14 protein-coding genes are annotated in these 15,109 nt (G+C 38.9%); 6 read left to right on the forward strand and 8 right to left on the reverse strand.

All coding sequences use genetic code 11. The features are described from left to right. Window positions 1-10: 10 nt before the first annotated feature. Genes arcC through AB3I72_RS06645 form a run of 3 tightly spaced genes read left to right on the forward strand, consistent with a single transcriptional unit; the run spans window position 11 to window position 3,159 of the window. Entirely contained in the window at window positions 11-943 is a 933-nt protein-coding gene (gene arcC / locus AB3I72_RS06635) for a carbamate kinase (protein WP_002356132.1), read from the forward strand. Window positions 944-967: 24 nt separating this feature from the next. Then, complete coding sequence (locus AB3I72_RS06640; protein ID WP_002363490.1) at window positions 968-1,660, forward strand: Crp/Fnr family transcriptional regulator; 693 nt, start codon at window positions 968-970, stop codon at window positions 1,658-1,660. 47 nt (window positions 1,661-1,707) lie between these two features. Next, on the forward strand, window positions 1,708-3,159 hold the full coding sequence (locus AB3I72_RS06645) for a YfcC family protein (protein ID WP_002383451.1): 1,452 nt from the start codon (window positions 1,708-1,710) through the stop codon (window positions 3,157-3,159). Window positions 3,160-3,249: 90 nt separating this feature from the next. Here the strand turns inward: AB3I72_RS06645 and AB3I72_RS06650 are convergent, their stop codons facing one another. Then, window positions 3,250-3,930, reverse strand: a complete 681-nt coding sequence (locus AB3I72_RS06650) for a type 1 glutamine amidotransferase domain-containing protein (RefSeq protein ID WP_002414088.1) — start codon at window positions 3,928-3,930, stop codon at window positions 3,250-3,252. Beyond that, complete coding sequence (locus AB3I72_RS06655) at window positions 3,927-4,262, reverse strand: helix-turn-helix transcriptional regulator (RefSeq protein ID WP_002356136.1); 336 nt, start codon at window positions 4,260-4,262, stop codon at window positions 3,927-3,929. The genes AB3I72_RS06650 and AB3I72_RS06655 overlap by 4 nt, the downstream gene beginning before the upstream one ends. A 179-nt stretch (window positions 4,263-4,441) precedes the next feature. On the opposite strand from AB3I72_RS06655, the gene AB3I72_RS06660 reads away from it, so the two are divergent. The 3 genes from AB3I72_RS06660 to AB3I72_RS06670 all read left to right on the forward strand — a co-directional run bounded on the left by AB3I72_RS06660 (window position 4,442) and on the right by AB3I72_RS06670 (window position 9,729). Beyond that, the gene (locus AB3I72_RS06660; RefSeq protein WP_061100601.1) at window positions 4,442-5,458 is read left to right on the forward strand and encodes an NADP-dependent oxidoreductase; all 1,017 of its coding nucleotides are present in this window, start codon (window positions 4,442-4,444) and stop codon (window positions 5,456-5,458) included. Window positions 5,459-5,668: 210 nt separating this feature from the next. Next, on the forward strand, window positions 5,669-8,176 hold the full coding sequence (locus AB3I72_RS06665; protein WP_368023735.1) for a family 20 glycosylhydrolase: 2,508 nt from the start codon (window positions 5,669-5,671) through the stop codon (window positions 8,174-8,176). A 284-nt stretch (window positions 8,177-8,460) separates the two neighbouring features. After that, complete coding sequence (locus AB3I72_RS06670; RefSeq protein WP_368023736.1) at window positions 8,461-9,729, forward strand: Rid family hydrolase; 1,269 nt, start codon at window positions 8,461-8,463, stop codon at window positions 9,727-9,729. A 49-nt stretch (window positions 9,730-9,778) separates the two neighbouring features. Here AB3I72_RS06670 and AB3I72_RS06675 read toward each other — a convergent pair whose 3' ends face one another. The 6 genes from AB3I72_RS06675 to AB3I72_RS06700 form a co-directional block, all read right to left on the reverse strand. Beyond that, complete coding sequence (locus AB3I72_RS06675) at window positions 9,779-10,222, reverse strand: MepB family protein (protein WP_010816961.1); 444 nt, start codon at window positions 10,220-10,222, stop codon at window positions 9,779-9,781. A gap of 14 nt (window positions 10,223-10,236) precedes the next feature. Next, entirely contained in the window at window positions 10,237-10,782 is a 546-nt protein-coding gene (locus AB3I72_RS06680) for an ATP:cob(I)alamin adenosyltransferase (protein ID WP_002385445.1), read from the reverse strand. A 166-nt stretch (window positions 10,783-10,948) separates the two neighbouring features. Further along, entirely contained in the window at window positions 10,949-11,326 is a 378-nt protein-coding gene (locus AB3I72_RS06685; RefSeq protein WP_016618560.1) for a hypothetical protein, read from the reverse strand. A gap of 9 nt (window positions 11,327-11,335) precedes the next feature. Then, entirely contained in the window at window positions 11,336-13,687 is a 2,352-nt protein-coding gene (locus AB3I72_RS06690; protein WP_104806424.1) for a C39 family peptidase, read from the reverse strand. 102 nt (window positions 13,688-13,789) lie between these two features. After that, entirely contained in the window at window positions 13,790-14,119 is a 330-nt protein-coding gene (locus AB3I72_RS06695; RefSeq protein WP_176944789.1) for a hypothetical protein, read from the reverse strand. Window positions 14,120-14,311: 192 nt separating this feature from the next. Further along, complete coding sequence (locus AB3I72_RS06700) at window positions 14,312-14,776, reverse strand: site-specific integrase (protein WP_368023737.1); 465 nt, start codon at window positions 14,774-14,776, stop codon at window positions 14,312-14,314. Window positions 14,777-15,109 lie beyond the last annotated feature (333 nt).

Here is a 15,109-nt window from a genome sequence, read left to right on the forward strand (position 1 = left end):
AGGATTTGTAATGGGGAAAAAAATGGTCGTTGCACTAGGCGGAAATGCCATCCTTTCAAATGATGCTAGCGCACACGCACAACAGCAAGCATTAGTTCAAACATCTGCCTATTTAGTTCATTTAATTAAACAAGGGCATCGGTTGATTGTTTCACATGGCAATGGTCCACAAGTCGGAAATCTATTATTGCAACAACAAGCAGCTGATTCTGAAAAAAATCCAGCGATGCCGCTAGATACGTGTGTTGCTATGACACAAGGAAGTATCGGCTACTGGTTGTCCAATGCGCTTAATCAAGAATTAAACAAAGCAGGAATCAAGAAACAAGTGGCTACTGTTTTAACACAGGTGGTCGTAGATCCAGCAGATGAGGCATTCAAAAATCCAACAAAACCGATCGGTCCATTTTTAACAGAAGCTGAAGCCAAAGAAGCAATGCAAGCAGGTGCTATTTTTAAAGAAGATGCAGGACGTGGCTGGCGCAAAGTCGTTCCAAGTCCTAAGCCAATTGATATCCACGAGGCTGAGACTATTAATACCTTAATAAAAAATGATATAATTACCATTTCATGTGGTGGTGGCGGCATCCCTGTCGTAGGACAAGAATTAAAAGGTGTCGAAGCAGTAATCGATAAAGATTTTGCTTCTGAAAAACTAGCAGAATTAGTGGATGCGGATGCACTAGTTATTTTAACTGGCGTGGATTATGTGTGCATTAATTATGGCAAACCAGATGAAAAACAATTAACCAATGTCACTGTAGCAGAGTTGGAAGAATACAAACAAGCGGGTCATTTTGCACCAGGTAGTATGTTACCGAAAATTGAAGCCGCCATTCAGTTTGTAGAAAGCCAACCCAATAAACAAGCAATTATCACTTCTTTGGAAAACTTAGGAAGTATGAGCGGCGATGAAATCGTAGGAACGGTTGTGACAAAATAAAGTATAGTATTTAGGAGAATTAAGATGATGATAGAGAAAATAATCACTAAAAATAATCAAGATTTTCAATACTTTTCTGAATCAGAACTAACAGAATTGCGCAACGAGAGTTTCGTTCGCTCCTATAAAAAAGGCCAAGTCCTTTTTTATCCAGGTGATCCGAGAAATCATTTGATTTTATTGGTTTCGGGTGTCATTAAAATTGAAAAAAATGATCGCAGTGGTAATTTTTCCTATCTGCATTTTATGAAAAAGCAGGCTCTTTTTCCGAGAATCGGACTGTTTCAAGATGAGGTTCATTACGACTCCGCGATTGCCTATACGGATATTGAGGTTGTGTTTGTGCCAGTTAAACTGTTTGAGCGTTTTCTCCAAAATAATCCCCAGCAATTGATTCATTGGATTCAAGAACAATCGGTCCTTTTAAAAGAAAGCATGATCAAAATCCAAAAAGGAACAACCAATGATGCATGTGAACGGATTGTGACATCACTGGCGATGTTATTAAATGATTTAGGAGAACGAATTGACAACAGAGAGCGCGTTGCAATTGCTTGTCCAATTACCATTAATGACATTGCACGGATGAGTGGAACTACGCGGGAAACAGCAAGCAGTGTTATGAAAAAATTAGTCCAAATGAACCGTATTAGCTACAGTCATAAATTCTTAACTTTTCTAGATACGCCATTCTTTATTGATCGATTGAGTAATTAATCATAGAGAAGGGAGATACAGGAAAGTAGGTTCCTGTATAAAAGGATATGGCAGAAAAAAAGAAGAAAAACAAAAAACAGCTTTCGTCTTTTAGTATTTTATTTATTATCTTAATTGTTTTAGGTATCGTAACGGTCTTGCTAAATGGCCAGCCATTTACCCCAAGAGAAATTGATGGCAAAATGGTTGACCACGTGGTAGGGGCCAAATTATCGGATATTATCATGGCTCCATTCAATGGGTTTAAAGATGCCATTGAAATTAATATTTTTATTTTAGTACTCGGTGGCTTTTTAAATATTGTGACGCAAACTGGGGCTCTTGAAGCAGGGATTCAATCAGTCGTTAAAAAGTTAAAAGGGAACGAATTGAAAATCATTCCGATTTTAATGATTTTATTTTCTATTGGTGGGTCGACTTATGGAATGGCAGAAGAAACAATTCCTTTTTATGGTTTATTGAGTGCCACCATGGTCGCCGCTGGTTTTGATACGTTTGTCGCAGTGGGGACTGTGCTATTGGGTGCAGGATCAGGTGTTATCGGTTCAACGGTTAACCCTTTCTCCACAGGGGTAGCGATGGATGCGTTACGAGGTATTGGCATTCAGCCGAATACAGGAATTATTTTAATTGTCGGTGCTATTTTGTGGGCGGCCTCTACCAGCTATTCTATTTTCATTGTGATGCGTTATGCAAAAAAAGTGAAGGCTGACAAAGGTTCAACAATTTTATCTTTACAAGAACAAGAGGATATGGAAAAAACGTATGGACAAGCAGCGTCGAAAGAAATGCCATTTACGAATCGTCATAAAAAAATCTTAATGGTATTCGCTTTCTGTTTTGTCGTTATGATTGTTTCCTTAATTCCATGGAACGACTTTGGAGTGACGATTTTCAAAGGCTGGACGTCTGTTTTAACAGGCAACAGTTTCGGTGACTGGTACTTTGGCGACTTAGCGATGTGGTTCTTCCTTTTAGGGATCATTGCTGCCTTGATTGGTCGCTTTACTGAAAAAGAAACCATTGAAGCATTTATCGACGGTGCCAAAGATATGTTATCCGTTGTTTTAATCATTGTAGTTGCTCGCGGGGCATCTGTTTTGATGTCTAAAACGTATTTAGATTCATTTATCCTTGATAAAGCGGCAGGCTTATTACAAGGACTCTCCCCAGTTTTATTTGTCATCGGTGCCTTTGTTTTATACTTAGGTTTATCTTTCCTAATTCCTTCAACTTCTGGTTTAGCGTACGTTTCTATTCCTGTAATGGGTGCGTTAGCTAAAAACATTGGTTTAAGTCCAGAAGTGATGGTTATGATTTTTGCTTCAGGTTGTGGCTTGATTAATTTGATCACGCCAACATCTGGTGTTGTAATGGGTGGTTTGGAAATTTCCAAAGTTCAATATGCCACTTGGACAAAATTCATGGCCAAACCAATGATTGTCTTAGGCTTAATTAACCTAATTATCTTAATTGGCGCGATGTTACTCTTTAGCTAATCAAAAATTTTTTATGTTAGGGCTTCGGCTTTCGGAAAAAAGAAGAAGCAATGAAACAACAGCGACTACCTAAAAGTAGTCGCTGTTGTTTCATTTTGATAATTGTTGAATTAACAATTTTGCGACAGCGCGGACAGAAAAAGGATTTTGCCCAGTGATTATACGGCCATCTTGATACGCAAATTCTTTATAGGGACGCTTTTTCGCAAAAGTAGCACCATGTTCTTTGGCAATTGTTTCGTTTAAGAAAGGAACAACTGCTTTTTTCATGGCTAAAATTTCTTCTGCAGTAGTGAAGCCAGTAATGGTTTTATCTGCAATCAAATAATTTCCTGACGCATCTTTGACATTTAAAAGACCAGCAATTCCGTGACAAACAGAAGTTAGGTATTTACCCTGTTCGTAAAGGCTACGAGTGATTGCTTGCAACTGAGGGTTATCAGGAAAGTCCCACATAACGCCATGACCTCCTGTAAAGTAAATTGCTGCGTATTCATCTGGCTCAATTTCTTCAAGAGAGAGGGAATGCGCTAGCGCTCGTTCTTGAAAATCTGCACTTTCATAAACCGCCATAATGGATGAATCTACATATTTCATACTCCGGGGATCCAAAGGGACATAGCCTCCTTGGGGACTAACATAGTCAACTGAAAATCCTGCTTTGGTTACTTCTTCCACGAACTCCGTGGCTTCACCTAGCCAGAGGCCAGTCGGTTCTTCGGTGCCGTGATAACGGGAAACGTTTGTGAGGACCACGAGAATTTTTTTCATGCTTGCTTCCTCCCTGGCATAATCGACGTAATGTGGGTCAATAGTTGTTGGAGTTGCTCAATTTTGGTGGTATCGTGAGAAAGTGAGTAATAATTTTTAGTTCCTTCACTGCGACAATCAATTAATTTGGCTTGTTTCAAAATTTTTAAGTGGTGAGAAACAGCGGGGCGTGAGAGCTGTGTCGCCTCTGTTAACTCAGTGACACGACGGCCAACACAGGCTTGGTCTTCTAACAGTGCAATAATAATTGCTTGGCGTTTTTCATCACCCAATGCGATTAAAAAATCACTAAGCGCAGTAAATTCTGTTTGAATTTCTTCTAATTCTTTCATATTTTTCCGCCTCTTTGGTTCGTATTTTTAAACGATTAAACCATTTTTCGTGTTTTTTGTCAATAAAATACGCTGAGGGCTGAAACTTGACGTGGATTCCATTCTTCGTTAAGATACTAATTGATTAAAGGTTTAAACTTTTAAACCGATAAAAGAGATAGAAAGAGAGGAAAGATTCAATGATGAAAGCCGCTTTAATTCATAAATACGGACAAAAAGAATTAGCAATCGAGGAGGTGCCCTTACCCACCATTCATGACAATGATGTTTTGGTCAAAATTATCGCTGCCAGTATCAACCCGATTGATTTAAAAACAAAAGATGGCAAAGTAAAGATGCTTTTAAATTATCAAATGCCACTGATTTTAGGCAGTGATTTTGCTGGGATTGTTGTCTCTGTTGGAAAAAATGTTCAAAATTTTAGGCTGGGCGATGCAGTTTACGGACGAGTACCCAAAAATCGCGTGGGAACTTTTGCTGAATATATTGCAGTGGATCAAGCGGCTGTAGCTATGAAGCCGAAAAATTTAACGTTTGAAGAAGCTGTGGCCATTCCGTTAGTCGGTTTGACAAGTTATCAAGCGCTACATGATATTATGAATGTACAGCCAGGCCAGAAAGTCCTGATTCAAGCAGGTTCAGGAGGGATTGGAACCATTGCGATTCAATTAGCAAAACTAGCGGGCGCTTACGTTGCCACCACCACGAGTAGTAAAAATAAAGAATGGGTTCAAGTGTTGGGAGCAGATGAAGTGATTGACTATCGGACACAAAATTTTGAAGAAGTTTTATCCGACTACGATTATGTGTTTGATACAATGGGGGGGACAATCTTAGAAAAAGCTTTTTCAGTGGTTAAACCTCAGGGAAAAGTCGTTACATTGTCAGGCATTCCCAACGAACGTTTTGCTAAAGAGTATGGCTTGCCGCTTTGGAAGCAATGGGCCTTTAAAATAGCTACTCGCAAGATTCATCGATTGGAGCAAGCCACAGATGTTAGTTATCATTTTTTGTTTATGCGTCCCGATGGAGAGCAATTAGCTTTACTCACTGAGTTCATTGAACAGGGAAAATTACAGCCGATAATTGACCGAGTCGTTCCTTTTAGTCAAATTCAAGAAGCGGTGGATTATTCACTGACAGGGCGAGCACAAGGGAAAATTGTTGTGAAAATCGCCGATGTTGATCATGACTAAGTAAAGGAGACTTGCAAGAAAAATAGGCCTATTTTTCTTGCAAGTCTCAAAGTTTACCATTTAAACGCCGCCTAACGAAAGTGATTTTAGGCGGGAAAAGATTTTTATAGAAAATCCTCATTTTTCCAGTTTCTATTTTGCAAATTCGTTATTTTTTGTTATTCTATTGATGGTTGTGTATGCGCTTTCTTTTTGGGCGGATACACAAAAATGAACGGAGTGCAGAAAGGAATGGTGTTCAAAGTGGGGAACAATTTATCGACAAGAAGAGGAGAAAACAGAGAAACAATTGTCAGTTGGCTAGGTCTTTCGTTATTGGTTGGCTTGGCGTTTATCTTATTTAGTCTGTTTCATCAACCAATGATCAGCCAAGCCAATGAGCCTACCCAAGAGAAACATTTTATGGTTTATTATCGGGCTTGGCGTGACAAAACGATGCAAGGGGTTAATACAACATTGCCAGATGAAAATTGGCTAACGATGCACGATATTCCTTATGGTATTGACATTGTGAATGTCTTTAGTTATGTGCCAAAAGGACAAGAAGCACTTGCACAGCCATTTTATGATACGTTAAAAAATGAGTATGCGCCAGCATTACATGCACGAGGTGTTCGTTTAGTTCGAGGGATTGATTACAGCGAGCTATTAAAAGTTCCTTATGCAGGAACAACGCCTACAGAAGCAGAATTTGATGCTTATGCGAAAGAGTTGCTAACCAAATTTGTTGATGATTTAGGAATTGATGGGTTAGATATTGACATGGAAACTCGTCCAAGTGAAAAAGATATTGTTTTATCTAATGGGGTCATTCGTGCATTATCAAAATACATTGGACCGAAGTCGGGAACGGATCGTCCATTTTTGTATGATACCAATGCAGAATATTTACCACCTTTACAAGATGTCAGTGACTGTTTCGATTTTCTCGCGTATCAACAGTATGGCAGCGATGACCAACGCACGCAACGAGCATTAAATAATTTAAGTCCGGTTCTCAATGGGGAACGATTTGTTCCAGGATTAACTTTCCCAGAAGAGCAAGATCGCAACCGCTGGTATGACACAAAAGAGCCATATATGGAAAGTAACATGTATAAAGTAGCTCGTTATTCTTATGAAAATAATTTAGGGGGCATGTTCCTCTATGCCTTAGATCGCGATGGTCGCACCTATAATGAAGACGATTTAAATCAGATAAAACCTTCTAATTTACTTTGGACAAAAACGGCCATTGCAGAGAGTAAAGGCGTTTCTCTTGGAGAGATGAAAGCGGCTGCGCAACACTATTTAAAACGAATTAGCTACGCCAACACAGACCTTGAAGCACAAAATAAAGCCGCAGAAGCAGTGACACAAGCAACAACGCTTTATGATGTGAATAAAGCTATTTTAGGTGGCGATTATGGCCAAGGGATTTCAAATACCTATGATGCTGAATTAGAAAAAGGCCTGTTAGCCATTGACTTAACCACTTTATATCGTACGTTGGATCAAGCAGTTACAGCCATTGAAAAGGCAGAAAACTATACACCAGAAACGATTCAAGCACTACAAACAACAAAAGAGACAGTCGCAACAGAACTTGCGGGAAAAACGTATACAGCCGCGCAAGTGACTACTTGGCAAACGGAGGTCCAAACAGCTTTGGATAATTTAAAAGAGAAACAAACACAACCTTTAAAAAGTGTCTTCTCCATTGATGCGGGAAGAAAATATTTTTCCGTGGAACAACTGGAAGAATTAGTGGCCAAAGCCAGTCAAAATGGGTACACAGATGTCCAATTAATTTTAGGAAATGATGGTTTACGGTTTATCTTGGATGATATGTCGGTCAATGTGAATGGTAAAAAATACAACCACAACCGGGTTTCAAAAGCAATCCAACGAGGCAACAACGCGTATTACAATGATCCTAATGGCAACGCGTTAACACAAAAAGAAATGGATCGGTTGTTGGCTTTTGCGAAAGCGCGCAACATCAACATCATTCCCGTGATTAACAGTCCAGGACATATGGATGCCTTGTTAGTGGCTATGGAAAAACTAGCGATTAAAAATCCCGCTTTTGATGGCTCAAAACGCACAGTAGATTTAGGAAACCAAAAGGCAGTGAATTTCACAAGGGCGATTATCAGTAAGTACGTGGCTTATTTTTCCGCGCATAGTGAAATTTTCAATTTTGGTGGCGATGAGTATGCAAATGATGTCGACACAGGCGGTTGGGCGAAACTGCAATCTTCTGGGCGCTACAAGGATTTTGTCGCTTATGCGAATGATTTAGCTAAAATAATTAAAGATGCGGGCATGCAGCCAATGAGCTTCAATGATGGCATTTATTACAACAGCGACGATTCTTTCGGTACATTTGACCCAGAGATTATTATTTCTTATTGGACAGCCGGTTGGAGCGGATATGACGTAGCCAAACCTGAGTACTTTGTTCAAAAAGGACACAAAATTTTTAATACCAATGATGCGTGGTATTGGGTCGCTGGCAATGTTGATTCTGGCATTTATCAATATGACGATGCTTTAGCAAATATGTCGAAAAAAGCATTTACAGATGTGCCAGCAGGTAGCCCAAATCTTCCAATTATTGGAAGTATTCAATGTGTTTGGTATGATGACCCTCGTCGTGACTATGATTTTGAACGAATTTATACGCTAATGGATACGTTCTCGGAAAATTATCGTGAGTATATGGTGGTTAAATAAAACTAGTTAAAGCTAACGAGTTATCTATAAAGACTGGCACGAATCAAGCTTGATTCGTGCCAGTCTTCTTTAACGGAAGAAGATTTGTTTGAGTGCCAACAATCAATTTAGGAATGCCTTATTGAAATGTTCCTGTTCTTATTGTAGACTGAAAGAAGTGGTGGTGGAAAGCTATCACCATTAATAGAAAAGCAGGAAAATAAAAAGGAGCTTGTTGGAAGTTTAATGTTTGAAAATGTAAGCGGAATCATTTTTGTTGGAATGCTAAAAAAGGGAGTAGAGTTATGAGTAATGAAAATATCGTCTTAGCAAGAAATACAGAGCGTGCACCAAAGCAGCCTCTCGCAGCCCAAACAGTCGCATTTTCCCACTATAATCATTTGTCGGCACAGTTACCTATTGAGCCAACCTCTGGACAATTGGTAGAAGGTGGCATTCGGGCCCAAGCGACACAATGTTTGAAAAATATCCAAGCGGTTGTTGAAAGTATCAACCATGTGATGAGTGACATTGTCAGAATGACCATTTTTGTCAAAGATATGCGGGATGTTGCCGCAGTTGAGGAGGTCTATGCGGCCTTTTTTACCCATTATTATCCAGCTAAAACAGTGGTCGCCGTCGCAGATTTGCCGTTAGGCGCTTCTGTTCAAATGGAGGCACTTGTTTCAAATGGGGAAGGAACTATCCCTAATGCACCTCAAGCTGGGGATTTAATTAAATTAACAAATCAGACTGTTCAGGCACCAATTGATGCTCTAGCCAGTCAAACGGTCGCGTTTTCTCACTATAACAATCTGTCTGCACAATTGCCTATAGATCCTCAAACGGGCAGAGTTGTGGTTGGCTGTGTTAAAACGCAAACAAAACAATGTTTGAAAAACATAAAAGCCATTTTAACCAGTATTGATGTGCCTTTTGATGATATTGTGAAGGTCAACATTTATTTAAAAGATTTATCTAAGCTGGAAGCTGTCAATCAAGTATATGCCGCTTTTTTCCCGGATTCAGGAATTGCGCGCACGGTCAATTATATGCCAGCACGAACAGTGATTGCTGTTGCTGATTTACCAATGGGCGCGGCGGTTCAAATAGAAGCGGTGGTTTCTCATGGGGATGGTACGCCACCACAAGCGATTGAAGATCGACATGGATTAATTATTGAAGCAAATAATACAGATCACGCACCGAAGTGTCCATTTTCGACACAAACTGTTGCTTTTTCTCATTACAACCATCTATCAGCTCAGCTACCATTAGACCCTAAAACAAATACGTTAGTCGCTGGCGGAATCAAGGAACAAACGACGCAATGTTTAGAAAACATCAAAGCGATTATTGAAAGTGTGGATCACAGCTTAGCTGATCTGGTGAAAGTGAACATTTTTGTGAAAGAGATTGAAGAGCTGGCGGCAGTAGATGACGTCTACCAAACGTACTTCCCTGAAGGCACGCCTGCAAGAAGAGTGATTGGTGTGACGGATTTACTAAAAGGTGCTCAGATTCAAATCGAAGCGATTGCTGGGAACGCAGAAGGTACGCCACCAATTGGTTAAACAGTAGAAGAAACAAACGTCAGCTGGCTTCTGAAGCCAGCTGACGTTTTTAGTATTTAGATAAATCAGTAAAGTAAGCTAGTTGCCATTTTTGTGTTTTTTTCGCGGTTTGATTAAGGTTTTGGCACCAAGAAGGATAAAAACGGGCTGCCATTTTGCCTTTTTGTTGGTGCGTTTTGAGAATTTTTTGTTGGATTAAACATTCTTTCGGCAGAAGAAAGAGACCTTGCTTTTCTTGATCAGAAATGACAATTGCTAACATTTCAGGGGCTTCCGTTGCATCAAAGGCTTCGTTCTGATTTTGTTGATTTTTTTCCCAGAAGGCTACAAAATAGCCTTCTTTTTTCGGCGTTTTTTTGGCTAAGCGACTGCGGATAAGTTGTTGCGATTCATTAACTTGGCATAAAAAGCCTTCATATTCGGCATTTTGTTGTTCTTCGGAAAGCAGCGTGATCGCGCCCACTGCTTTTTCAAGTATCGGTAATGAATTCATCATCTTCCTCCAAATTAAATAGAATAGTTGCGAGAAACAAAGGGGACTTCTTCACCATTTTCGAGCTGATTTAGATACAAAGCTAACATGAAAAAGTAACCTGAGAGTAAGTTGACTACATCATACAGCTGCGGATCAATTTTTTTACCACCATAGTCCATGCGATAAAGTAAACGAACAATATCTTTGGCTTTGGCTCTTAAAATGTGTGCATAAGAGGAACAGATTGTGCCCATCGGCAAAACAAAAGGACGATTTTCTTCGTATGTCAGTTCATTCATAGCATTGACACGTTCCAAAAGCCAGGCTATTTCTTCCTCTGTGACTGTTAATTTTGTTCGGGTCGTTGGATTGACATGGTAGATTAACTCGCAAATTTTAGCCAGTTCTTCTGTTAGTGCAGGCTGTTCAGGGACGTCTAATTGTTGCACATATCCTCGTAGAAGACCTGTCATCGAGGCCAATTCATCAGTCATTAATTCAAAATCACATCGTAAATCTTCTGGTTTAGAAGATAGATACGGGTACGCTTCATACGGACTGCGGTACATTTTTTCCATTCAATTTCCCTACTTTCTAAAAATAAAAAGCGCTCAAAAAGAATGCACGAAAGCCAATCTTTTTGAGCGCCATTGCTCGACTGTTTACAGTACACCATTGTACTTGCTAAGGTAATCATAGCCAAGAGTGAAGGGAGAGTCAAGGGGGAATGAATATGAGATAACTCTATTGATTTATTTTTTGTTTAATATAATCAATGACATCTTTCTTTTGTTCTTTAGCCTCTGATATATATTCCTTTAGTTCTTTATCCGTAATTGTTGAACTGTTAATTCCTTGTTCATACAATTGTCGTCTAGTTTTTGAAACATCATCTGTTGGATTCAATTCTCTATTCTTTAAATTCTCGGTTGTTTCAATTGTTATAGATGATGTAGAAGTTGGTGTTGTGTCCGGATTACTACTATCTTTTTTAGAAGACTGGGTAGTTTGCTGTTTAGTTGATACTTCAGTAGATGAAGCGTCGCTATTTTTTTCTCCAGTATTATTACTACATGCCGTTAAAAATAAGGCTAACAATAGTACAATAAGTTTTTTTTTCATTATATCCTCCTATAAAATAACGAAACATGGTCGGCCTTCTGTCCAATCAATTGGATCATTTGACGGGGTATTCCAAAGTGCTTGTGTTGACACCCAACCTGAGTAAAACTGGCGACCGTATGGATCATAGGTTAAAGTGTAACCATTTTTGTACTCATGAACGACAATAGCATGTCCAATCCCAACATTTTGATATAAAATAACGGGATATCCTTCAGAAAGATAGGCGTTTAATGTAGCTACATCATTAATAACTTTGATCGAACGGCCATATGATTGAGCTGTTATCACTAAATCAGTTGCAGAAGCGCCAAAGTATCTTTGATTTAACCCACCATAAGAAGCCATTCTTGTTGCAACATTGACAGGATTTACATTATAACCGTAAGAGCCTCTTAAAATCATAGATAAACTTGTTGGAACACATCCTGCTGCGCCAATGGTATAGTTTCCGATATAAGTATTAATCCATTGCGGGTCACGCTGAGAATAATAATAAGGTTTTTTCTTTAATCTTTCTGCACGTAATCTGTTTGCTATCTCTGCTGGTGTGCGGGCTTCATCGCCAACTAAAAAGGCTTTTCCAGATCCTTTAGGAGCAGTTTCACCTTTTCTAACTATTTTGATTTGAATAGCTTCCAAATGTTTAGAGGCAGCTTGACTTCCAGCTGCGGCACCATTAGCTGCCCAATTCAACCAACCTTTATCTTGGATATGGACACGGTAATAGACATCATAATATCTTGAAACATCACCGGACAGTTTAATTTTAATGGCTTCTAATTGTAAATTTTTTCCAGTTGTGCCAGACAATGCCCCATTAGCTTTATAAGCTTGCCATCCGATATTTTGGATGTGCGTAGAGTATTCTATATTTCCAGCTAGAGCAGCATCACTCAGGTTGATTTTGATTGCTTCCAGTTGTAAATTTTTCCCACTTGTACCAGCCATTGCCCCGTTCGTGACAACCCCTTGCCAACCAATATTTTGCACGTGTGTTTGATAGTTGACAGTTGGTTTGATTTCATCTGGACGTTTTGCTTCATTTCCAACTAAAAAGGCTTTTCCATTTCCTTTAGGAGCAGTTTCGCCCTTTCTAACTACTTTAATTTGGATAGCTTCTAAATGTTTAGATGCAGCTTGACTTCCAGCTGGGGCGCCATTAGCTGCCCAATTTAACCAACCTTTATCTTGGATATGGACACGGTAATAGACATCATAATATCTTGAAACATCACCGGACAGTTTAATTTTAATGGCTTCTAATTGTAAATTTTTTCCAGTTGTGCCAGATAATGCCCCATTGGCTTTATAATCTTGCCATCCGATATTTTGGATGTGCGTAGAGTATTCTATGTTTCCAGCTAGACCAGCATCACTCAAGTTGATTTTGATTGCTTCCAGTTGTAAATTTTTCCCACTTGTACCAGCTATTTCACCATTCTTGACAAACCCTTGCCATCCGATTTCTTGCACGTGTGTTTGATAATTGACAGTTGGTTTGATTTCATCTGGACGTTTTGCTTCATTTCCAATTAAAAAGGCTTTTCCAGATCCTTCAGGTGCCGCTTCGCCCTTCTTCACTAATTTAATTTGAATGGCTTCTAATCTTTTAGCGGCGCTTTGACTACCTGCGGACTCACTGTTTTTTGCCCAATTCAACCAACCTTTATCTTCTATATGCACACGATAATAAACATCATATGCGTTAGCTATTTCTCCAGTTAAGCGAATTTGAATCGCTTCGAGCCGCAAAGACTTTCCGCTTGTACCAGACAATTGATTATCTTTCACATATCCTTGCCACCCAATTTCTTGGACATGTGTTCTATATTCTACAGATCCAGCCAAATCTGAATTTGAAATATTCATTTTAATTCCTTCAAGACGTAAAGAGCGTCTGCTAGTCCCAGAAATTTCCCCGTTTTTGACAACCCCTTGCCATCCGATGTCTTGAATATGTGTCTGATAATTAATATCAGGAACTTTTTCTTCTGCTTTTGCCGGTGCTATAGGTGTGTCCTCATTACTTTGTGATGTTTCCAAAGTAGTTTCAGTATCGTCGCTACTATTTTCTGTATCATTAACAGTTGTTACTTCTGATGTAGAAACTTCAGTGGTGGAATCGGAGGTTGAGGAAGTGGAAGTTGTTTCTGTTTCCTCTTGAGAATTTATGATGCTTGGGTTCATTTCTTCAGTGACACCGCTACTCATTTGTCGCTCCGTTAGAGATGTTTCTGAAGCCACCGTTTCTTCAGTAATTCCCTTAGAGCGTTCCAAAGCGTAAGCAGAAATAGGGGTAACGAGAAATCCCGACAACAAAACCGCTAACATAGAACTAGTTATAACACTTTTTTTCATTAATTTACTCCTTCATAGATTATTTATTATTTATAGTATACGACAACGTCAAAGGCCAAACAAGAACGTCTTGTTTTTATAAGAACAGTAGTGGAAAAATGTCTATAAAATGACTGAAAAAATTACCAGAAATAAACCAATCAATAAACTGACCAGACCAGAGATTTGACCCAATCGTTGTTGGGTAGAAGAAGGTTGATCGGTAACAGTGAGCAAACTTGAGAAAAAGTTCATTTTTTTCACGAGTATTAAATACGCAACAATAAGCAAAAGAATACCCGAAAAAAGGTACGAAAGGGGCTCAGAAATAAATTTTTGGGCACGAAGTAAAAAAATTCCTATGAAGAGGACAACAAAACCATACTTAAGAAAAGTTTTTTTTGACATGTTGAAATCGCTTCCTTTTAATTGATGAATTTTATTAATAGCCACTATTCTTATGATTAAATTATAGGACTTTGAGGGCGGTGGAGCAAAGGAAAAATGGAGAATGGTGGGAGGAAAGTGGTAGGGTTATATTTTTACTGCCTAATTTCCATTAAAATTTGGTATTTTCGCTTCCTTTGCAAAAGTAATTTGGATGTTTCCTGTCATTTGTTCAGCAATTCCCTCATCATTACGACTTCAGAGATGTGCGTAGTGTTTTACCGTAATCTCGGGGCTAGAATGAGCTAGCTGTTGAGATATGACTAGAATATCTGCATTGAACTCATTGATTAAGTAACTGACGTGAGAATGTCGTGATCCCTTTCCTTGAATTATAGGAACTTTAGCTAATTTGGCATAGCGCTGAATAATTCGCTGGACAGTTGAACGATAGAGCGGGAGGTCAGTATAGCTAAGAATAAATTTTTCTACACCATGATTCTTTTGAACAACTTTCCATTCTTTTAGCACTTCAATTGTATCATCGTCTAAAGAAATGATTCGCAGACCACTTTCAGTTTTTGTGTAGGATTTCCGAATAAGATTGTTTTGATTTGTCATTTTCAAGGTGTGATGAACTCTCAACTTTTTGCGTTTGAAGTCCATATCATTCCAATTAAGTGCTAACCCTTCACTGTCTAGAATACCTGTAATATAGTACAACCCAAATCATCTGAAACGCATATGCTCATAGAAATCCTCTTTGTATATGACGGATAATACTTTTCGAATTCTTTTTTTGTCCAATATGCTACAATTGATTTTACTTTAGAGATTTCTTTTGTTTAGAGATATTTTGAGTGAAAAACTCTAATAAAACAGCGTAATCTAATGACTTGCTTTAGTCCGCATCCATGTACTACGTTGGACAGATGATTTATAATGCGGAATAGAGGACGAATATTGCCATTGTTGGCTTTGTTTATGGGCTGTTTATTATCCCGGTTCTGCCAATTTTTTCGTTTAATTGTTGCACACTCATCACACAACTTAACT

The organism is Enterococcus sp. GC34, from assembly GCF_040886645.1.
Classification (GTDB): domain Bacteria; phylum Bacillota; class Bacilli; order Lactobacillales; family Enterococcaceae; genus Enterococcus; species Enterococcus faecalis.